This is a genomic window from Tautonia plasticadhaerens, from assembly GCF_007752535.1.
Classification (GTDB): Bacteria; Planctomycetota; Planctomycetia; order Isosphaerales; family Isosphaeraceae; genus Tautonia; species Tautonia plasticadhaerens.
Map to the genome: position 1 here is coordinate 5438211 of NZ_CP036426.1, position 20754 is coordinate 5458964.

Genomic DNA, 20754 nt, shown 5'->3' on the forward strand with positions numbered 1-20754 from the left:
GGATCGATCGGGTGGTACGACCGTCGCCGGGTCCATTGGCGTCTACTCCTCGAGGCACATCCCTCGTCCCCCGACCGCCATCGTGCTGACCAAGGGATGATTAGATCACCACCTCCCGGTGCGTACAATAAAAAAATCTCTGACTCTACCGGATTGCAGGTCTGGGACTTCTGAAGCCCATCAGCGAGGTGGACGCCATGAGGTTGTGGAGCCAATGCTCATGGTACCGCTTGCCGTTGAGCCGATGCGCCGGCCTGTCGTAGGGTCAAGGGCGGTTACTCCGCCGGGCATAGGGGCGGAAGTTCTGCAGCAACTCCCAGCCCCGCAGCCGCAACTCCGACGAGCCCTGATGGCCGTGAAGCCCTCGGCCCGCGTACGTCAGCCCCACAGCCGGTTCATCGGCCGGTCCACCGCGTTGCTCGTCCGATGGCACCCCGGATCGTCATCGGCCATGGCGTAGGCTTCCATCTTGCCCCACAGCTTCTCCAGCATCTCGCACACCGCGGCGGTCCAGGCCTGCGTGCCGCACCACTGACGAAGCTCGCCCATCAGGCGGCGGAACTCCTCCGCGGTCGCGGCCCGGTAGACGTCCCAGACCCGGCGGTGCAGCTCTCGGGCCTTGCGGCAGCGGTCGCGGACCTTCAGGAACCCGTGCAGGAAGCAGAGCACCACCGCGATGGCGGGGAAGAGCGCCAGGAACGCGTTGCGCGTCGCCGCCCAGCCGTCGGTGTTGACCGTAGCGGGGGTATACTCCGGATCGACGTCCCGCGCCTCGTCGGCGAAGACGCCGTAGGCCTCTCGGAGGTGGACGTCATCGGCCGCGGCCGTCAACGCCACGCCAAGGAGGCAGCCGCCGCCGACGGTGGTCGCCACGTAGCCCTTGCGGCCGGCCCAGTCGGCGTGATGCTCGTCGGCGGCCAGATGCTGGGGCAACCGGGCCGGGTCGCGGACGGTGGCCCCCACCGAGCTGCTCCGCCCCAGCCGCTCGACGACGCGATGCCAGTACATGTCGCCGTGGCCATAGCCGGCCGTCAGCAGCCAGGCCGGGACGCCATGAGCGGCCAGGAGCAAGGGACAGGCCAGCTCCTCGACGTTGCCGATCATGTAGCCGGCGACGAGGCTGGGGCGGAGCCAGTAGGAGGCGCCATCGGCCGTGACGACCTTCCGCAGCTTGATGCCGGGGAGCTTGCGCGACGGGCGGCCGAATCCGTGCAGGCGATAGCCGCGGTCGAAGCCCGGCGGGAACAGCTCCGGGGCCGATTGGACCCATTGCGCGACGGCGATCCGCGTGCGTTCGGCGTCGTGCCAGGTCTCGTCGTATTGCTGGCGAGTCATGGGGATGACGATCTGTTCGGCCCCGCGTGGCGGTTGCGGCACGGGGGCGTCTCGCTCACGATTGAGCCGCCGGGTCTCCGGTCGAGCGTCCATCTTCGCATCCTCTTCTATAGCAAGAAGGAGGATGACGGAGATGCCGCCGGCCGTATACCCGGCACTGCAAGACCTGCAATCCGGTAGAGTCAGAAAATCTCTGCCGTCAGGGGGTGTATGCGTGACAGAATGCATGGCGGCCGAAATCCGGCTGGGCGGGGCGATGGGAGCCGTTCCGTCGACCGCGATCGGAGGGATGCGGCCCAATTGATCGCAGGTCTCCGCCATAGCGGCGGGCGTCCCTCCCAGCCTCCGCCGCCCCGGCTCCCCGCCGCCTCGTGGCGAGAGGGTCGGACGCCCCCAGGAGCGGAGACGCGAGCGGTACGGGGCGGCCCCCGGGGGGCGACCCATCACGGCCGGGGCGGATCGGGTTCGGTGCCGGACCGGGCGAGGAAGCGGTAGAAATTGCCCAGGTCGGCCTGCCCGCGACGATCGAAATAGTCGGCTAGGAGCCGGCACGTCGGGGCGTGGTCGGGGCGATCCCGGGCGGTCTGCTCGGCCCAGCGGAGCCCTTCCTCCTCGTGGCCGTTGGCCATCATCCAGGACGCCACCTCGAAGCGGACCTGGGGGTCGAGCGGCGATCGGACCAGGCGGTCGCGCAGCTCCTTGATCCGGTCCTGATCGGCCCGGAGGCGGTCGGCGAGCACGCGATCCCGGGCGGCCTGATCGGGTCGCCCCAATCGGTCGAGGACCAGCCCCCGGCGATAGAGCAGCTCGAAGTCCTGCGGGCAGCGGCGGATCGCCTCGTCGAGCGACGCAAGGGCCCCCTCGAGGTCGCCCCGGCGCAGGGCGACGGCGGCCAGCTCGGCGAGGACCTGGGGGTCGTCCGGGTCGAGCCCGGCCGCCTTGCGGAGGTGGTCGGCCGCCTCGTCGTCATCCCCCTGCTCGGCGGCGATCAGCCCGAGGCCGAGCAGGGCGGCCGGCGACTCGGGGTGACGCCGGAGATAGGCCTCGTATACCTCCCTGGCCTCGGCGAGGCGGTGATCCGACCGCAAGGCATCGGCCAGGCCCAGCCTCGCCTCTTCCAGGCCCGGGTCGCGAGCGAGGGCCTCCCGGTAGCGGTCGATGATGACCTGCGGGCTGGCCAGGGAGCGGCGGTCGACCTCGACCTGCCAGAGATGGGGGGTGGGGTCGTCCGGCGCCTCCCGGGCCCAGCGCGAGAGCACAGGGGTGGCGGCCTCGATCCGGTAGGAGTTCAGGTAGATCCGGGCCAGCTCCCGTGCGACCTCCGGATTGGGGCCCGTCGAGGCGTCCATCGCCTGGCGCAGGAGCGGTTCGGCGGCGGCAGCCTGACCCGATCGGGCGAGGGCGATCCCCTCGATCTGCCGGGTCGGCCCGTCGGGGTAGCCCAGGGACCGGGCCCGGGAGATGGCCCGGAGTGCCTCCCCCGCGTCGGCCCGACCGAGGTCGACCCGGGCCTTCAGGAACCAGGCCTCGGCGTCGCCCGGGCGGGCGCGGAGCCAGCGATCGATCCGGGTCGTCGCGTCGTCGAGGCGTCCGGCCGCGAGGGCGGCCCGGGCGGCCCTCGCCTCCATGAAGGCCGGGAGGCCGAGGCACAGCCAGCCGACCGCCGAGAGGAGGGAGATCAGGGCCAGTGCCCCGGCCGCGTGCCGCCATCCCGGGGCCCTAGGGCCGGCCGGGCGGTTCGGAGGACGTTCGCTCATGAGTTCCACCGGGGTTCGCCCACAGGAGGCCGGTCGGCCCGACCGGACCCCCTTCCTCCAGGTTGACACAGGACCCCCGCCGACGCCACGGGCTTTCCTCGATCGTGGCCCGATCGCCTCGGGCGATCCCCTGGCCCGGGCACCGGCGGGTGATATGCTGGATCCCCTCGGGATCGTCGGGCCGCCCTCGCGGTCGATCCGCATCCATGAGCAGGACACGATAACGGGGATCCGTGATGGGTATTCCGGGGTTCGCGAGGCTCGCCCTGATCGCCGCGATCGCCGCCGGGTGCTCGGGGTCGGGCTCGGGGTCCGAGCCGGTGGGCCTGGACAGGCTCCGGAGCAGGCCGGAACGGCCCGGGGATGCGACGGGGCGGGGCGATCCGGGCTCGGCCGCCCGGGACGACGTCCGGCGGCACGGGGGAATCCTCGAATACGACCTGGGCCGCCCCGGTCGGCCCGTCATCGGGGTCAAGTTCGGCGCCGCCTTCGGCTCGAAGGGGGAGATCACCGATGTGAGCCTGGCCCGGCTGCCGGAGCTGACCGAGGTCCGGTCGCTCCTGGTCCACGACTCGAAGGTCACCGACGAGGGCCTCCGGCCGCTCGAAACCTTGCCCCACCTCGACACTCTCGGCCTGGTCCGGGCCCCGATCACCGACGCGGGCCTCCGGTCCCTGGAGATGCTGACCGGGCTCCGGTCGCTGGACCTGACCGGGACGGCGATCACCGACGCCGGCCTCGCCCGCCTGCGCGGCCTGACGAACCTGGAGACGCTCCGCCTCAGCGGCACCCGGATCACCGGCGCCGGGCTGGCATCGCTCGAGGGGATGACCGGGCTCCAGGACCTGCTCCTCGAGGGGACCGGGGTGGATGACGAGTCCCTCGCCTCACTGAACGGCTTGACCTCGCTGGCGAACCTGAACCTCGGCGGGACCCGGGTGACCGACGAGGGACTGGAGCACCTTCTCGGGCTGACTTCGATCCGGACCCTGGGCCTCGGCAATACCTCAATCACCGATGCCGGGCTGGGCCGGCTGGCCGGGCTGCCCGACCTGCAATTCCTCTCCCTCGGCGGTACCCGGCTGACCTCCCCGGGCGTCGACCGGTTCCATGAGGAACGGCCCGACGTGCGCCTCGCGCGCTGAGGTCCGAGGTCGGCCTCCGGACGATCATCGGAGCGACGATAGGTATTCGAGGAGATCCGCCGCCTCCTGGGCGGTGAGGCCCCGGAGCAGGAGCTCAGGCATCAGCGAGTCCGGCTGGGTGCGGATCTCCTCGACCTCCGAGGAGTCGATCCGGATCTCCTGGCCCTGGGCGTCCCGGAGGACGACCCCCGCCCCGTCGTCGGCGATGAGCAGGCCGGAGTGGATGCCGCCGGATTTCGTGGCGACGAGGTAGAGGGCGTAGTTCGGCTCGATGACGAGCGATGGCTCGATGATCTGCCGGAGCAGCTCGGCACGCGGATACTTCTCGCCGATCCGGCCCAGGTCGGGCCCGATCTCGACGCCGATCCCGCCGAGGCGGTGGCAGCTCTTGCAGTTGACGGCCGACTCGGCGGCGAAGATCGCCCGGCCGCGATCGGCGTCCCCCTGCAGGGCGAGGATCTCGCCGGGGTCGATCCGCTCGCCGAGCCGTCGGACGCGATCGGCCTCGGGGACGAATCGCTCGAACAGGTCGCGCACCTCGGGGGCCGGGTGTGACCGGGTGGCCTCGAGGATCTCGAGTCGGACCGCCTCGGGAACCGTCCCGAGATCGATCGCCCTGGTCAGGGCGATCGCCCCGCTCGTCGAGGAGATCAGGCGGCGGATCGCCTCGGCCCGGGATGGCTCGGCCGACCCCGATGCGTCGAGGAGCGGCTCGACCAGGGCGGCGAGCCCGGCATGTTCGGCCTGGTCGTCGGCACCCGGCAACTGCGCGATCCACCGATAGATCAGGTCGAGTGCCTCCTCGTCGACCATCCGGGAGCCGATCCGGGGCATCCTCGCCCCGCCGAGGGACGCGATCCGGTAATAGAGGACCGACCGCCCCGGCTCCCCCGGGGCGACGATCCTCGCGTCGGAGATGCCGAAAGTCCCCTGCACCGGCGAACCGCCGACGAGCCTGGTGTCCTCGAGCGATCGGCCGCGATCGAGCTCGATGAAGGAGTTGCCGCCACCGTCGGCGACGTGGCAGATGGAGCAATTGACGTGGAGATAGGTCCGGGCGCGGTCGTCGAGGTCCGCATGCTCGTCGTAGGGGTCGACGAACCGGGGGAGCGAGCCCGGATCGCTCGCGAGCGGGGCCTTGAAGATGCCGATGTGATCGAGGGCCCGGAGCTGATTGTCAGCGACCCCGCCGTAGTCGTGCTGCCGGTTCAACTGCGACGTCTTCAGGCCGAGGACGAACCCAGCCGCCCGGGAGTGGCAGAACATGCACTCCTCGCGGGCGGGGACGCGCCAGGTTTGCTGTCGGATGCCGCCGGGGGCGGCCGGGTCGGCGACGGAGAGGAGACGCTCCGCCCCATCCCTGCCGACGAGCGTCGCCTCGGACCGGGCATCGTCCCAGAGGTAGGAGTAGCCCATCCAGTGATCATCCTGCTTGAGGAGGATGCGCGTCTCGATCGGTGTCCGGGAACTCGGCTCGCCCGCCTCCAGATCGAGGGAGAGCGTCTGGACGGCGACCATGCCGTCGGGATAGCCCCAGGAGTCGGCGTCGGAGATCTGGGCGTCATCGGGCAGGGCAAGCAGGCGATCCGCGAGGGCGCCGTCGGCCCACTGCGGGGCGTTCACCGAGTAGGGGATCACCCCGGGCGCCGGCTCCTGGTCGGGGACGGAGGCGAACAGGCCGGTCTCGCCGAGGGTCCGGGGGAAGGTGGCGGACGCGGTGCCGGGGGACGATCGGCGCAGGGCGTGGATGAAGCCGGTGGTGTTATCGACCGCCAGGATCTCGCCGTCCCTCGTGACGGCGAAGCTGGCGATGAAGACGGCCGTGTCGGCCAACTCGTCGTGCCAGGTGACGTGCCGGCCTTCGTCGCGGAGGCCCCAGATCTTGCCGTACTGATAGTCGCCGTAGATGTAGGCCCCGCGCAACTCGGGGAAGCGGTCCCCGTGGTACACGTACCCGCCGGTGATGGAGCGGCACTCGGCGTGGTGGTGCTCGACGACCGGGGGGAGGATCGGGCCGGGCCCGGCCCTTTTGTGCGGATGGAAGGGATGGCTCCCCTCCTGGACGCTCCAGCCGTAATTGCCGCCTTTGCGGACCTCCCAGATCATCTCCCAGAGATCCTGGCCGACGTCGCCGACCCAGAGCCGGCCGGTTTCGGGGTCGAAGCTCATCCTCCAGGGGTTGCGGAAGCCGAAGGCCCAGATCTCGGGCCGGGCGCCGGGATGTTCGACGAACGGGTTGTCGTGGGGGATCGCGTAGTTGCGGCCGGGGTCCGGGCGATCGACGTCGATCCTCATGATGACCGAGAGGAGGTCGTCTACGCCCTGCCCTGTGTCGTCCACGTCGGAGCCGCCCGACCCGTCGCCCGTGCCGATGTAGAGGTAGCCGTCGGGGCCGAAGATCGCCTCGCCGCCGTTGTGGCCGCCGGCCGGCCACTCGATGATGACCTGCTCCGAGTCGCGGAGGACCGTCCCCGAGCCGTCCGGATCAACCCGGAAGCGCGAGACGCGGCTCATCGCCGATTCGGCCGAGCCGTCCATGGGGGTCGGGCTGAAGATGAAGATTTCGCCGTTCTCCTCGTAGGCCGGGTGGTAGGAGAAGGCGTAGATCGTCCGCTCGGCACTGAGATCGAGGACGAGGTCGGGCTCCCGGACGTCGGGGTCGTCGATGGAGAGGCTGAAGACCTTTCCGCGGTTCTCGGCCACCCACAGCCGGTTGGCCCCCGGCTCCTGGGCGATGCAGACCGGCCCCTGGAAGGCGATGTGGGGGAAGACCCGATCGAGCCGGAAGGGAGGCGGCGGCTCGGGGGAGCCGACGAGCCTCGATGTCGTCCACGGGACGCGTCGCTCGACCCCGAACGGCCGGTCAGGTGGCGACTCCTCGTCGCCCCGGGGGACGAACCCGACCGCGAGCGCCAAACCCGGCAGGAGCCAGATCTCCAGGAATCGATCGCGATGGCGCATGCGGGCGTCCCTCATGGGTTCGGGACCATCCTGAGAGTCAGAAGATCGTCGTCACGGGCGATCCCCGGGTGATCCGGACCGGGCGGCCGGTCGGAACCGGGACGGTGGCCTCGTGCGGCAAGCCGAAGGCGTGGAGGATGGTCCGGCCGGAGATCCGCCTCCGGGAAATCGCCCGCGTGGCCGTCGAAGCAGTATTGTCGCAGGGGCCCCGACACGGCCTCCTGGTCTGTGCCGCCTCAGACGAAGCCCTGTCCGGGCCATGCGTATCGTCCGCCTCGAGTTCGGAAAGGCGAGGTCTCGCAACGACCGTCACGACAGAGAGAATCCCCTGCGTGCCAGGATCCATGCCCGAGCCGAGGCAGCATCCATGACGGGCCACCTCCGTAATGACGATGGTCGGAGCGACTCGCCCGCGAACCACTGTCATGGTCGCAGATCCGCCGGCGTTCGTCGAAATCGGCTTCACGAATCCCGAAATTGGGAGGGTGCCCGTGGTGCTCGTCCGACCCGCGAGCCCCCGGCGGCGTGATCCGCTCGGCTCCCCCCGGCCACGGCCCCATCCCCACCGACCGTCGATGGTCGGGTCGGCGGGAGGCCAAGGCGGGGGCGTCATCGTGCTACGCAAGTCCAAAGATAATAACGGTTAATGGCGGCCGCAACCTGCGACTCATGAGGCCAGCGATGTGCCTGCCTCCTGGCGATGGCTTGCTGACCTCGTGGGAGTACGAGCCCGGCCGTCCCATAAATTATCCTGGATTTTCCGGATGGGCCTTGACTTCGACAAACAGATAGCCGGCGGCGTCATCTGGGGCAGGACGTCCCCGATTCGTGGATCTCGGGACGGCCGGAGGGCGGTCCGGTCGTGGGGCCGGCCGGGGTCGTGCCGGGCCCATGCGCATAAAGCGGCTTGCCGGACTGGACGACGGGCTGCGTCACCTGGGGCAGAGGACTCAAATCTGAAGAAACGGTCATTGCAGGCCGTGGACCCGCTCCCCCGGTGATCATAACGCCCGGCCCTCCAGAGAGGGCGACACAAACCCCGTCGGCTCGGGGCGTACTCGTCCGGATCGGTTTCGGCACCGATACCCCCTGTTCTTTCCGCTGCTCTCAGCGAAACGCGACGCCAGAACCACCCCCCGAAGTCGGCCCCCTTCGGGCCCCCCGTTCTAGCACCGGCGCCCACCAGTTCCTTTCCCGTTCTGTGGAATGGCTGGCGCCGAAACCCCGACGCCCCCGGTCCTGGCACCCTCCATTCCGTTCTCCCTCGGTTTCAGGCGGGATGGCGGCGTAAGATCCACCCGGCGTCGGAACTGCTCCCTGAAGGTCGGGGCGATCTCCCGACCTCAGTCGGCCCGCCGCTCTGCCGTCGCGACCGCCTCGGCCAGCCCGACATAGCGGGGGTCGCCGGCTCGACCCGCCTTGATCCAGCATTGCGAGGTCCGCTTCCTGGTGCCGGACACCTCCACCGCCTGGTCCCGGGACAGGCCCTCGACAATCCCCCAGGACAGGGCGACCAGCCGACCCGGCGTGTCGAGGCTCGGTCGGCCGCCCTGATCGCCCGACAGGTTTCCCTTATTATGGTGTGGCAACGGTGCGGAAATTCTCGGCCTTGAGCCGCTCGATCGTCCGGCGGTAGGCCTCCCACTTCCCCCGCGCCGCCAGCCACGCCAGGCGACGGCTCCAGAACCCGAGCAGCCCGAGCCGTTCCTTCCAGTACTCCTCCCGAGCCCGCTTGAACCGCGTCCATCGCTCCTTCGACTCGGCCTCGTAGCGATCCCAGGACGCCCGGAGCCGCTCCCGGCGACGCAGCGCCGCCACCCGATCGACCCGCTCGGCCCAGGCCGCGAAGGTCGGCTCTCCTTCCCGGCCTCGTCGGAGCCAGTCCTGGAGAGTCCGTCGGCCGATGCCGACTGCGTCGGTCGCCTCGCTCCGGGACCGCCCTCCGGCAAGGAGGCGGAGGAACTCCTCGCCGACCTCTGGGCTGAACTTGGTGGGTCGTGGCATGGATCGGGCTCACCGGCGAGGGGAGGAGGAGTCACCGTCGCGGCTCGTCGAGCAGGGCGAGGCGACCGCAGTAAGCCTCGAGCTCCGCGTCGGTCATCTGCGAGAGGGGCTTCGGTGGCGACGGGTCCGGCGCCCGGTCCTTCCTCCGCCATCGGGCCGGGAACCGGCGCTCCAGGAGCCAGGCGCTGGCCTGCCAGGAGCCGGGGATGCCCTCGGACCCGGCGCGGCGGATCGAGTCCAACGCCGCGATCTCGGCCGAGGCGACCGCGGCCCGATAGTCCCGTCGGAAGGCCCGATAGGGGGCGTCGTGCTCGTCCCTCGAGCGTCCCCGTACCAGCCATCGTCGAAGGGTGCTCCGGCTGATCCCGGCGGCCCGGCAGGCGGGCCCGGGGAAGCTCCCCGCCCGGAGGGCTTCGAGGAGGGCTCGGATGGTCTCGGGGTCAGGCGCGCTTGAGCGGCTTACCGGTCCCTCCGTCCGCCCGAGGAGGCCCCGGCCATCGCCAGGATGCCGGCCCGGATCGCCTCGGACAGCGTCGGCCAGGCGTCTATGAGTTCGCTCAGATCGGGTCCGGCCCCGTCGTCAGCGGTAGCACTGGCGGTAGCAGTCAGGAGACGGGCGGGGGCAACTCGTGGCGGCTCCCGGCGAGATTCGCGGCCGGAAGATTCGGCATCAGGTTGACGCAAGCCCTTGTGAGAGTCGGGCTTTGGAGGGACGTGGCGGAAGTACACCCGGCAGGACTCGAACCTGCAACCCTCAGTTCCGAAGACTGATGCTCTATCCAATTGAGCTACGGGTGCGTCTCGGGGCGATTCGGCCGTCGGAGCGGATCGGCAGTCGGGAGAATCCTCGCGACCGGGTCGGTGCGGGCCGGGAAGTCGGCGAGGATTGATCGGTGAGGGCCGATTCTCAATGGAGGAGCAACAATCCTATCCGATCCGGGGTGCGAAATCCAGGCCGGATCCGGCCGGGGCGAGGGGTCGCCCGGCGGGGGGTCGGCCGGGCCTGCGGGCCGGGGCGGGACCGAGGAGGGCGGATCGATCAGGGGAAAGGACAGGAATGGATCGCATCGGGGGTCCCGTTCTGATAGCCTTGAACCATTGTGGGAGAATCCCGGGACGCGATCCGAGGTCGAGCGATTCGAGGGGATCGTCGATGACAAAGGCCCTCCGCCGCAGCCTGGCCGCGAGCCTCGCACCGTTGATGACCCTCGGGATGGCCCCGGGGTTCGTCCTCGCGGGGCCCTCGCCGGTCGAGGAGGCGCAACATCGGGAGGCGATGGCCCTGTTCGAGTCCCGGGTCCGCCCGGTCCTGGTCGAGCGGTGCCAGCGGTGCCACGGCGAGGAACGGCAGAAGGGGGATCTGAGGCTGGACTCCCGCGCGGCCATGCTCGCCGGGGGGGGCTTCGGGCCGGCCGTCGTGCCGGGGAGCACGGCGGAGAGCCTGATCGTCGAGGCAGTCCGCTACGAGGGGCTCGAGATGCCCCCCGAGGGCCCGCTGGCGGAGGAGGAGGTCGAGGCGATCGCCCGATGGGTCGAGCTAGGGGCCCCCTGGCCGGGGCAGGAGCATGCCGAGGTTGTCCGCGACGAGCCGGGCTCGTTCTCCCGGGACGATCGGGAGTACTGGGCCTTCCAGCCGGTGGGGAGGTTCGAGCCGCCGGCCGTCGAGGACGGGGGATGGTCCCGGAACCCGATCGACCGCTTCGTCTCCGATCGCCTGGGCCGGGCCGGACTCCGGCCGGCCCCGGAAGCCGACAAGCGGACGTTGATCCGACGGGCGACGTTCGACCTGCACGGCCTGCCGCCGACCCCCGAGGAGGTAGACGCCTTCCTCGCAGACGAGTCTCCCGAGGCGTTCGATCGACTCGTCGACCGGCTGCTCGAATCGCCCCGATACGGCGAACGCTGGGGCAGGCACTGGCTGGACCTGGTGCGGTTCGCCGAGTCCAACGGCTACCGGGCCGACGAGTTCCGCCCGTTCGCCTGGCGGTATCGGGATTACGTCATCGACGCCCTGAACCGGGACCTGCCCTATGACGAGTTCGTCCGCCAGCAAATCGCCGGGGATGAGCTGTACCCCGAGCGGCCGATCGGGCGGGTGGCCACCGGCTACCTGAGGCTCTGGGTCTACGAGTCGAACCAGCGGGACGTCCAGGGGCAGTGGGACGGCATCCTCGACGACATCACCGACGTGACGGCCGACGCCTTCCTCGGTCTCGGCATGGGCTGCGCGAAGTGCCACGACCACAAATATGACCCGATCCTCCAGCGCGACTACTACCGGCTCCGCTCGTACTTCGCCGCCGTCATCCCCCTGGACGACGCCACCGTCCGCCCCCCCGCGCCGGGGACCGGCGCGGCCGAGCGTCGGGCCTCCTGGGAGGCCCTGACCGCCGACCTCCGGGCCGAGATCGGCGAGATCGAGCGGCGATACCGGGAGCAGGCCGAGCGGGACGCGGTCACGAAGTTCCAGCCCGAGATGCAGACGCTGCTCGCCGCCCGAGAGGCCTCGGCGGGCGACCTGTCACCACGGGAGACCCAGCTCGCCACGCTCGCCTTCCGGCAGGTGGCGATGGAGTACGACAAGGTCCCCTCGAAGCTCGAGGACGAGAAGCTGCGCTGGGAGCGGCTCGTCGCCGAACTGGGGCGATTCGACGCGATCCGGCCCGACGATCCGGACGTCGAGGCGATCGGCGACGTCTCGGCCGAGGCCCCGCCGACGGTCATCCCGGGGGACCGCGGCGCCGAGGAGATCGAGCCGGGCATCCTGTCCATCCTCGACCCCGCGCCCGACGCCATCAACCCGCCCCGGGGGTGGCCGTCCTCGACCGGACGGCGGACGGCGCTGGCTGCCTGGCTGACCGACACGTCGAACCCACTCGTTCCCCGGGTGATGGTCAATCGCCTCTGGCAGGGGCATTTCGGCCGGGGAATCGTGCCCACGACCAGCGACTTCGGCCGGCTGGGGGAGGCCCCCTCCCACCCCGAGCTGCTCGACTGGCTGGCGACGACGCTGATCGAGGAGGGCTGGAGCCTCAAGTCGATCCACCGCCTGATGATGACCTCGGCGACCTACCGCCAGGCGTCCTCCCGGGAGGACCTCACCGCCTGCAAGGCGATCGACCCGGACAACGCCCTGCTCTGGATGATGCCATCCCACCGGCTCGAGGCCGAGCCGATCTGGGACGCCATGCTCGCCGTCAGCGGCGAGCTGGACCCGGAAATGGGGGGGCCGAGCGTCACGCCCGAGGCGCCCCGGCGGGCCGTCTACACCCGGTTCCTCCGCAACACGAAGGACCCGCTGCTGGGCGCCTTCGACGTGGCCGACGGCTACCTCAGCACCGCTCAGCGGAACGTGACCACGGCGCCCACCCAATCGCTGTTGATGATCAACGGCTCCTGGACGCTGGACCGGGCCAGGGCCTTCACCGACCGGCTGTTCGAGGACGCCACGCTCGACGCCGAGGCCCGGGTCGGCCTGGCCTTCCGCCTCGCCTTCGCCCGCCCTCCCGCCCGGGAGGAAGTGACGGCCGCCCTCGCCTTCGTCGGCGGCCGGGATGCCGGCGATCGCCTCGCCGCCGCCCCGCCTTGCGGCGACGAGGTGGGGGTTGGCACGGGCCTACCGGAGGCCGAGCGGACGGCCTGGGTGGACTTCTGTCACGTCCTGCTCAACGCGAGCGAGTTCCTGTACGTCGACTGACGGGACGGGGACCCGGACCCATCGAACCCGAGAGGACGGCCGATGAGCATCCCCTTCGATCCGAACCGTTCGCCGATCCCCCACCGGGTCGACGCCCCGACCCGCCGCGAGATGCTGCTCCGGGGGGGCGCCGGGTTCGGGGCGCTCGGGTTGTCCTACCTCTTGGGCAACGGCTCGGCCCGGGCCGATGGCCCGGAGCTGGTGCCCGACCCCGAGGCCTGGACCCGTCCCGAAGGGGCCAAGAGCATCATCTTCCTGTTCATGGAAGGGGGCCCCAGCCAGCTCGACACGTTCGACCCCAAGCCGGAGGTCAACCGCCTCGCCGGTCAGCCCCTCCCGTCGAGCATCAAGCGGGTGATCCTGCCGATGGGGGAGATGGAATCTCCCCTGCTCGAATCCCGCCGCAAATGGACGCGACGCGGCGAGTGCGGCATGTGGGTGTCCGACTGGCTGCCCCACATCGGCGAGTGCGCGGATGACCTGGTCGTGGTCCGGTCGTGCATCTCCGACGGCCTGAACCACGTCAATGGCGTCTGCCAGATGAACACCGGCTCGATCCGGGGGGGCCGACCGAGCCTGGGGAGCTGGGTCACCTATGGGCTCGGGACCGAGAACGAGAACCTCCCCGCCTACGTCGTCCTGCAGGACAACGAGCGGGCGACCGTCGCCGGGGGCCCCCGGAACTGGGGGACCGGCTTCATGCCGGCCGTCTACCAGGGGACCAAGCTCAGCGGCGGGGAGGAGCCGATCCCCGATCTCCACGCTCCCGAGGGGGTCGACGACGCCCGGCAGCGCCGCAAGCTCGACCTGCTCTCCCGGCTCAATCGCCGACACGCCGAGGCCCGGCCCGATCAGAGCGAGCTGGATGCCCGGATCGCCTCCTACGAGCTGGCCTTCCGGATGCAGGCCGAGGCGCCCGAGGCGGTCGACCTCTCCGCCGAGACCGAGGAGACGCGGCGGCTCTACGGCCTCGACCGCGAGGAGACCGCCACCTTCGGCCGCAACTGCCTGCTGGCCCGGAGGCTGGTGGAGCGGGGCGTCCGGTTCATCCAGCTCTACCACGGCGCCGGGAGCAAGTGGGACGCCCACTCGGGGATCGAGAAGAACCACGAGGAGAATTGCCGGTCGATGGATCTGCCCATCGCCGGGCTCCTGAAGGATCTGAAGCGTCGCGGACTGCTCGACCAGACGCTCGTGGTCTGGGGGGGCGAGTTCGGCCGCACGCCGATGTCCGAGAAGGGGGACGGTCGCGACCACAACCCCTACGGCTTCACGATGTGGATGGCGGGGGCCGGGTTGCAGGGCGGTCGCGTGATCGGCCAGACCGACGAGTTCGGCCTGCACGCGATCGAGGACCGCACCCACGTCCACGACCTGCATGCCACCTTCCTGCACCTGATGGGCCTCGACCCCGACCGCCTCGTCTTCCTCCACAAGGGGAGGCCCGAGCGGGCGACCCTGAATGAGGGAGAAGTGGCGCGTCGGGTCGTCGGCTGAGGCGTCCCCCGCCGATCCGCGAGACGCCCGCACCCCCTCGAACGAGAACGCCCCGGGACCAGGTCGGATGGCCTGGCCCCGGGGCGGGGGAGTCGCTCGCGAGTACCGGGAGGGCCGGTCAGAAGGGGGAGCCGGAGGGCTGGGACTGCTCGGCTTCCTGTCGGCTCTGCTCGAACTCGTCGGAGCCGGGGGCGGGGGCCCTCATGCCGCCGGGGTTGAGCAGGCTCTCGATCGCCTTGGCGTCGGCGGCCTCGACGGTGCCGGGGATCGTCATGCCGAAGGAGTAGCCGAGCGAGGCGAGCAGCCGCTCGACCGGCAGGGGCCGGATGCCGTAGCGCCGGGCCTGCTCGATGACCTCGGTCCGACGCTGGGCGAACTCCTGCTCGGCCAGGGTCATCTGCTGGACGGCCCGGGCGTTGGAGGGGGTGCGGAGCGGGTCGCGCTCGTCGATGATGTAGTAGCTGATCCGGGCGTTCAGCTCACCCTGCTCCTGGCCGGCGCCGGGCTCGGGGATGTCGTAGTCGACCACGCCCCCGGCGGCGTTGATGAGGCGCTTCAGGTCGTCGCGGTCGTCGACGCCGTCGCGGTTCATGTCGATCTTGCCGATCAGGGCGAACCGCTGGGGCTCGTTGGGGCTCCAGGCGGCGGAGTAGGCCTGGTCGCCGGACCGGATGGGGTTGGTCTTGTTGAACTCCTCCTCGATGGAGGCGACGCTGTCGCGCTCGTTGACCTGGAGCAGCTTGATCCGGGCCTTGGGCTTGTCGGTCGGCAGGCCGGGGGCGTCGGCGTCGAAGACGGCGAGGATCATCTGGGGGCGGGCGCCCATGCTCCGGGTGACGTTGAGCCGGACGCGACGGGCGGAGTAGTCGACGGAGGTGACGTAGCCGTCGGCCTGGTCGAGCACCACCTCATCCTTCTCGGCCCTCGTCCGGAAGTCGTTGAGGCTGGCCAGCATCTCGGTGAGCCGGTTCTCGTACTCGTTCTTCTGGGAGTTGAGCTGGTTGCTCAGCGAGTCGTACTCGGCCCTCAGCTGGGCGAGCTGGGTGGTGAGGGTGTCGACCTGGGTGCGTTGCTGGTCGAAGATGTCCTCATACTTGGTGTGCTCGCCCGACAGGTCGGCCTGGGCCTGCTGGGCGGCCTGCTGCTGCGTGGTCAGCTCGGCCTGGTTGACGTTGTTGGTGTTCTCCAGCTCCCGGCGGACCCGGACGAGGTCGGAGGCCAGTGCGGTGGAGAGGCGGGCCTGGTTGGCGGTCATGGCCGAGAGGGTGGCCAGCGACCCCTTGAGGGTGGGGTTCTGGGTCGACTCGTCGGTGAAGGTCCCGATCAGCCCGGTCAGGTTCTCCCGGTAGCGGGCGACCTCGGGGCCGGTGGCGCCGGCCTGCTGGGCCTCGGAGATCGTCTGGTTGGCCTGGGTGAGCTCGTTGGTCAGCGATTCGAGCAGCGCCTGCTGGTCGGCGTCGATCTGCTGCTGGATCTGGTTGGCGTCGCTGAGGTTGGAATAGCCCGCCCGGTCGCGGAGGGTCAGCAGGTTGGTGTTGGCCTGGCTGGCCTTCTGGTTGGCCTGGCTGGCCTCGCCCCGGGCGGCTTCGAGCTGCTCGGACGCCTTGCTGTACTCCGAATACATGAAGTACGACGTCACGGCCAGGATCACGGTCAGCGAGACGAAGATCGCCACGGCGATCTTCAGTCCCTGCGAGTCGTTGGCAGATGCCATGGATGAAATCTCCCGCCGGCCGGGCCGGATCCTCGGAGGTGGCCGGTCCAGGCTGTCCGCTGGTGCTGGGGAATCGTCCGGATTTCGACTTGGGGTGCGGCGATCCCGGGGGTGGTGGGGCCGGATCGCGAGCAGAGGGGAGCGTCCGAAAGAGCAATCTCTCGCTAATTTTAGGGGCAATTCCGGGCCCGGTCAAACCGACCGGGACGACCGGACGGCCGCCGGCCGTCGTGACCGGCAGGGTCGACACAGCCCGATGCCGACGGGCCGGCCCTCGGGGGTTGGACGCCCCGCATCGGCCGATCGTTCCCCGGGGCCCGGGCGATCGGGGCAGGTCCCTTGACGGTCGAGACTCGGTCGGCCGACAATCCGGGGGACGCCCGATCGAGACCACCCGCCCCGATGGAACCCGGCCGATGCACCCGCCCCGCCGACTGCCGACCCGGGCCCCTGCCCTCGCGTTCGCCCTGGCCCTCACGGCCACCTCGCCCGCCCTCCCGGCCGAGGGGCCGGCCGCGGAGCCCGCCCTCGCCCGGCTCCAGGCCGACGTCGCCTTCCTCGCCGACGACGCCCAGGGGGGCCGGGCCCTCGGGTCGAGCGGCATCGAACGATCGGCCGACTACATCGCGCAGGTGTTCGAGGGCCTCGACCTGGGCACCGCCCCTGGGCTCGACGGCTACTTCCAGCCGTTCGAGATCACCGGGTCGCCGAAGCTCGGCAGCGGACAGGATCTCGGCGTCGAGGTCGACGCCGAGGGCGGTGAGGCGATCGACGGCCAGCTCCGGCGCGATTTCATGCCCCTCTCCATCGGCGGCGGCGGCGACGCCGAAGATCTGCCGATCGCCTTCGCCGGGTACGGGATCACCACCGACGAGGACGCCGAATTCTCCTATGACGATTACGACGGGCTGGACGTCGAGGGCAAGGCCGTCATCGTCCTCCGACGCGCCCCGAAATACGACGTGCCGGGCAGCCCCTTCGCCGCCGACGGCCCCCGGCCCCCCGACGCCGCCACCTTCGAGCACAAGGCCGTCAACGCCTTCCGGCACGGGGCGAGGCTGGTGCTGCTGGTCAACGACTCGGGCAGCGCCGAGGAGCAGGACGAGCTGCTGCAGTTCACCTCGGCGGGCACCGAGCGGTACACGACCGTCCCCTTCGTCATGGCCAAGCGGGCCTTCGTCGACTCGATCCTGGGGGCGGCCGGGGCGCCGACGCTCGACGAGCTGGAGGAGCGGATCGCCGGCGGGGAGGAGCTGTCGCCGTCGAGCCTGGCGCTGGAAGGCGTCACGCTCGACGCCCGGATCCGGGTCGAGCAGCCGAAGATCACGGCGAAGAACGTGATCGGGGTGCTGGAGGGCTCCGGGCCCCTGGCCGACGAGACGGTCGTCATCGGCGCCCACTACGACCACCTCGGCAGCGGCGGCATGGGCTCGCTCGCCCCGTTCTCCCGGGAGATCCACAACGGGGCCGACGACAACGCCTCGGGGACGGCGATGATGCTGGAGCTGGCCCGACGGCTCGCCTCCAGGCCCGACCCCCTGCCCCGCCGGGTGGTCTTCATGGCCTACTCGGCCGAGGAGCGGGGGCTGCTCGGCTCGCGGTATTACGTCGAGGAGCAGCCGCTCTACCCGATCGATCAGACGGCGTTCATGTTCAACTTCGACATGGTCGGCCGCCTGAACGAGGAGCGGACGCTGACCGTCTTCGGCGTCGACAGCACGCCGGGGTTCCGGGAGCTGGTGACCGCCGCCGGCCCCTCGTACGACCTGTCGATCCGGCCCAATGCCCAGGTCGCGGGCAACAGCGACCACGCCTCCTTCCACGAGAAGGGCGTCCCGGTCGCCTTCCTCTTCACCGGCACCCACCGCGACTATCACCGGCCGAGCGACGACGTGGAGAAGGTGAACTTCGAGGGGATGGCCCGGATCGCCGACTTCGCCGAGGTCCTGCTGCTCGACGTGGCCCGGCGGCCCCAGCGGCCGGCATTTGTGGCCGGCGACGAGCCCGAGCCCCAGCCGAGGGTGGCCGGATCCTCGGCCTCGCTGGGGACGATCCCCGACTACGACGACAGCGTCGAGGGCGTCCGCCTCAACGGCGTCCGGGAGGGCAGCGCCGCCGAGAAGGCGGGCCTCAAGGGGGGCGACGTGATCGTCGGCTTCGGCGGCGCGCCGGTCGGCACGATCTACGACTTCATGGAAGGGCTGACCACCTCCAAGCCTGGCGACACGGTCGCGATCGAAGTCAGGCGTGGCGAGGAGACGCTGACGCTCGAAGCCGTCCTCGACGCCGCCGCCCCTCGGGACGGGCACAGCGAGGACTGAGCCGCCTCGCCCCCACGAATCCCGGCACCGATCCCCCACGTGGAGGGGCCCTCCCGCCCCCTCGACGGGGACCCCCGAAGCTCGACGAACGCATCGGATTTTCCGCACGTGACCCGATCTGGAGCCCGAACCCTGATCTCGGCGATCGCCTCGGGCATCCTGGCCGGCCCGGGGTGCTCCGACGATCGGGCGCTGGTCGTCGCCACGACCTGGGATCGGCCGACCTGCCGGGCCGTCCGGTCCCGGCTCCTGGCCGAGGGCGAGGCGTTCTCCTCGCCGGTCCGGTGGCTCCGGCTCGACCCCTGGGACGACCCGGGCCGGGTGATCGGCCCCGGGTCGGGCGTCGACGTCCTGCTCGGCTGGCACGGGCCGACGCTCAGGTCGCTCGATCGCCGGGGCCTGCTCGCCGATCCCGGGGACGGGTGGGTGTGGGCGCCCCGGGTCGAGGGCGACGGGGATGCGGGCCCCGGCGAGGACCGGCCCGGGATCCCCTTCGCGTCCGCCGACCCTCGGATCGACCCGGGGGCGGGGTGGTCGGCCTCGGAGGTCCTGGGGCGGGGGGACTGGGCCCGGGGCTATGCACTCCTTCTCGGACGCGGGGCGGCACGGCCGGATCCGCAACCGGGGATCGAGGCCGGGGGTTGGGCCGCCCTCCCCGCCGGGTCGGACCACCCGGACGCCCCCCGGTTCCTGGCGGCCGTGGCTGCCTTGGCCGGGGGGCCGGGACCGGGCCCGTCGCCGGTCGAGGCGATCGAGCCGGGCCTGGTTGTCCTGCAGGCGGAGCTGATCGGCGCGACGGTCATCGACGCGGCCCCGGAATTGAGGGACGCCTGGGATGCGGTCGGGCGGTCGCCCGACCCGGGGGCGCTCCGGGCCGAGCTGGTCGAGCCGCCGCCATGGCCCCCGGCCTCGATCCAGGCGCTCCGATCGGATCCGACGCGTCGTTCATTGCTGGGGACCCTCGCCGGGGCGCTGGTCGACGACGAAGAGGCGAGGGGCTGGCTGCTCGACTCCTGGGGACGCCCGGCGAGGCCGATCGATCGCGCCACCCTGATCGAGCTGGCCAGGGTCGCCGACGGCCGGATGCTCGACGAGGCGCAGTTCCTCCCCTGGCTCCGGGCCGAGTGGACGGCCTGGGCCCGCCAGCGTTACGCGAGGGTCGTCCGGCCCGGGCCGTCGGGTGGGGGTGAGTCGTGATGAGCCGGCTCCTCTGCGAAGGGCTGGTGAAGCGGTACGACCGGGTCGCCGCGGTGGACGAGGTGAGCCTCGACGCCCGGGGGGGCGAGTGGCTCGCCGTGCTCGGCCCTCCCGGCGCGGGCAAGTCGACCCTCGCCCGGCTGATCGTCGGCCTGGAGTCGCCCGATCGAGGCGAGATCTTCCTGGATGACCGGCTGGTGCAATCGACCCGCCCCGTCGATCGGGGGTTCGGCCTGCTCAGCCAGGGGGAGGCCCTCTGGCCCCACCTGTCGATCGCCGAGAACGTCGCGTACGGCATGAAGGGGAGGGGCGTGCCCCGGAAGGAACGCCGGAAGAAGGTCGAGGAGGCGCTGGGCTCGATCGGCATCGAGGCGATCGCCGACCGCAAGCCCGGCGACCTAGACGACCTCCAGCGCCGCCGGGCCGAGCTGTCGAGGGCGATCGTCGACGACCCCGACCTCCTCATCCTCGACGAGCCGACCGGCCTGCTCGACCCCCGCAATCGCCCCGCCTTCCGGGAGGATCTCAGGAGGCTCCGGGTCGAATCGGCCCGGACGGTGGTCCTCCTCACCCACCACCGGGACGACGCCCTCGCCCTCACCGACCGCCTGGCGATCATGGACCTGGGGAAGGTGGTCCAGGTCGGCGCCCCGGTCGAGGTCTACGAGGCCCCGGCCGACGCCTTCGTCGCTCAATTGCTCGGCCCGACGAACCTGCTGCAGGGGCAGGTGGCCGGCGCATCGACCGGCGGCGAGCTGTTCGTGAGGACGACCATCGGCCGGCTCGTCGGCCGGCTGTCGACGAGGGGGGAGCCGCCGCCCGGGACCCCGGTGACGGTCGCCATCCGGCCCGAGTCGATCCGGCTCGGCCCGAGCCTGCCGGCCGACGCGAACCGGTTCACCGCGACGGTCGAGCGGCAATCGTTCCAGGGTCCGTTGCGGTCGATCGAGCTGCGGGGGCCGGGGGAATGGCCGCTGGTCGCCTCGGCCCTGCATCCCCAGGCGCCGGAACTCCGGGAGGGGCAGTCGCTGACCGTGGCCGTCTCCCCCGAGCACGTCGTCGTGCTGCTCGGCCGGTACGCGACCGGCCCGAGGGCCGCGGAGCCGGCGTCGTGACGAACCGGGGG

13 protein-coding genes and 1 tRNA gene are annotated in these 20754 nt (G+C 71.1%); 6 read left to right on the top strand and 8 right to left on the bottom strand.

Annotated elements, in window-relative coordinates:
* Nucleotides 1–378 precede the first annotated feature (378 nt).
* Both ElP_RS39905 and ElP_RS40745 read right to left on the bottom strand, forming a co-directional pair.
* Nucleotides 379–1335 carry a hypothetical protein gene (locus ElP_RS39905; protein WP_231749206.1) on the bottom strand — a complete coding sequence of 319 codons (957 nt, stop codon included), beginning with the start codon at nucleotides 1333–1335 and terminating at the stop codon, nucleotides 379–381.
* Between the two features lie 443 nt (nucleotides 1336–1778).
* Nucleotides 1779–3092 carry a tetratricopeptide repeat protein gene (locus ElP_RS40745; protein ID WP_197446272.1) on the bottom strand — a complete coding sequence of 438 codons (1314 nt, stop codon included), beginning with the start codon at nucleotides 3090–3092 and terminating at the stop codon, nucleotides 1779–1781.
* A gap of 236 nt (nucleotides 3093–3328) precedes the next feature.
* Here ElP_RS40745 and ElP_RS21795 point away from each other — a divergent pair, with 236 nt between their 5' ends.
* Entirely contained in the window at nucleotides 3329–4237 is a 909-nt protein-coding gene (locus tag ElP_RS21795) for a leucine-rich repeat domain-containing protein (RefSeq protein ID WP_145272951.1), read from the top strand.
* A gap of 24 nt (nucleotides 4238–4261) precedes the next feature.
* Here ElP_RS21795 and ElP_RS21800 read toward each other — a convergent pair whose 3' ends face one another.
* The 5 genes from ElP_RS21800 to ElP_RS21820 form a co-directional block, all read right to left on the bottom strand.
* Nucleotides 4262–7198: a PQQ-dependent sugar dehydrogenase gene (locus ElP_RS21800; protein WP_197446274.1), complete on the bottom strand. Its 2937-nt coding sequence runs from the start codon at nucleotides 7196–7198 to the stop codon at nucleotides 4262–4264.
* 1343 nt (nucleotides 7199–8541) lie between these two features.
* Nucleotides 8542–8787 (bottom strand): hypothetical protein, encoded by a 246-nt coding sequence (locus ElP_RS21805; protein WP_145272956.1) that lies wholly within the window; start codon nucleotides 8785–8787, stop codon nucleotides 8542–8544.
* Nucleotides 8774–9202, bottom strand: a complete 429-nt coding sequence (locus ElP_RS21810) for a helix-turn-helix domain-containing protein (RefSeq protein ID WP_145272959.1) — start codon at nucleotides 9200–9202, stop codon at nucleotides 8774–8776. Before ElP_RS21810 ends, ElP_RS21805 begins: the two co-directional genes overlap by 14 nt.
* A 31-nt stretch (nucleotides 9203–9233) precedes the next feature.
* Nucleotides 9234–9443, bottom strand: coding sequence for a hypothetical protein (locus ElP_RS21815; protein WP_145272962.1), 210 nt, complete (start codon nucleotides 9441–9443; stop codon nucleotides 9234–9236).
* Between the two features lie 483 nt (nucleotides 9444–9926).
* Nucleotides 9927–10000: transfer RNA gene (locus ElP_RS21820), tRNA-Arg, on the bottom strand.
* Nucleotides 10001–10355: 355 nt separating this feature from the next.
* Between ElP_RS21820 and ElP_RS21825 the strand changes: the two genes are divergently transcribed.
* Both ElP_RS21825 and ElP_RS21830 read left to right on the top strand, forming a co-directional pair.
* Nucleotides 10356–12899, top strand: coding sequence for a PSD1 and planctomycete cytochrome C domain-containing protein (locus ElP_RS21825; RefSeq protein WP_197446275.1), 2544 nt, complete (start codon nucleotides 10356–10358; stop codon nucleotides 12897–12899).
* Nucleotides 12900–12941: 42 nt separating this feature from the next.
* Nucleotides 12942–14396 carry a DUF1501 domain-containing protein gene (locus ElP_RS21830; RefSeq protein ID WP_145272968.1) on the top strand — a complete coding sequence of 485 codons (1455 nt, stop codon included), beginning with the start codon at nucleotides 12942–12944 and terminating at the stop codon, nucleotides 14394–14396.
* Nucleotides 14397–14514: 118 nt separating this feature from the next.
* On the opposite strand, the gene ElP_RS21835 is transcribed toward ElP_RS21830, so the two are convergent.
* The gene (locus tag ElP_RS21835) at nucleotides 14515–16110 is read right to left on the bottom strand and encodes a hypothetical protein (RefSeq protein WP_145272973.1); all 1596 of its coding nucleotides are present in this window, start codon (nucleotides 16108–16110) and stop codon (nucleotides 14515–14517) included.
* 416 nt (nucleotides 16111–16526) lie between these two features.
* On the opposite strand from ElP_RS21835, the gene ElP_RS21840 reads away from it, so the two are divergent.
* The 3 genes from ElP_RS21840 (at nucleotide 16527) to ElP_RS21850 (ending at nucleotide 20743) form a co-directional block, all read left to right on the top strand.
* On the top strand, nucleotides 16527–18431 hold the full coding sequence (locus ElP_RS21840; protein WP_145272976.1) for a M20/M25/M40 family metallo-hydrolase: 1905 nt from the start codon (nucleotides 16527–16529) through the stop codon (nucleotides 18429–18431).
* Between the two features lie 108 nt (nucleotides 18432–18539).
* Nucleotides 18540–19628, top strand: coding sequence for a hypothetical protein (locus ElP_RS21845; RefSeq protein ID WP_145272979.1), 1089 nt, complete (start codon nucleotides 18540–18542; stop codon nucleotides 19626–19628).
* Nucleotides 19628–20743, top strand: coding sequence for an ABC transporter ATP-binding protein (locus tag ElP_RS21850; RefSeq protein WP_145272982.1), 1116 nt, complete (start codon nucleotides 19628–19630; stop codon nucleotides 20741–20743). The genes ElP_RS21845 and ElP_RS21850 overlap by 1 nt, the downstream gene beginning before the upstream one ends.
* Nucleotides 20744–20754: the final 11 nt, after the last annotated feature.

Coding starts and splice junctions, on each gene's coding strand:
- ElP_RS21825 (WP_197446275.1), top strand. CDS start 10,356: ATGACAAAGGCCCTCCGCCGCAGCCTGGCCGCGAGCCTCGCACCGTTG.
- ElP_RS21835 (WP_145272973.1), bottom strand. CDS start 16,110: ATGGCATCTGCCAACGACTCGCAGGGACTGAAGATCGCCGTGGCGATC.
- ElP_RS40745 (WP_197446272.1), bottom strand. CDS start 3,092: ATGAGCGAACGTCCTCCGAACCGCCCGGCCGGCCCTAGGGCCCCGGGA.
- ElP_RS21850 (WP_145272982.1), top strand. CDS start 19,628: ATGAGCCGGCTCCTCTGCGAAGGGCTGGTGAAGCGGTACGACCGGGTC.
- ElP_RS39905 (WP_231749206.1), bottom strand. CDS start 1,335: ATGACTCGCCAGCAATACGACGAGACCTGGCACGACGCCGAACGCACG.
- ElP_RS21830 (WP_145272968.1), top strand. CDS start 12,942: ATGAGCATCCCCTTCGATCCGAACCGTTCGCCGATCCCCCACCGGGTC.
- ElP_RS21800 (WP_197446274.1), bottom strand. CDS start 7,198: ATGCGCCATCGCGATCGATTCCTGGAGATCTGGCTCCTGCCGGGTTTG.
- ElP_RS21840 (WP_145272976.1), top strand. CDS start 16,527: ATGCACCCGCCCCGCCGACTGCCGACCCGGGCCCCTGCCCTCGCGTTC.
- ElP_RS21810 (WP_145272959.1), bottom strand. CDS start 9,202: ATGCCACGACCCACCAAGTTCAGCCCAGAGGTCGGCGAGGAGTTCCTC.
- ElP_RS21795 (WP_145272951.1), top strand. CDS start 3,329: ATGGGTATTCCGGGGTTCGCGAGGCTCGCCCTGATCGCCGCGATCGCC.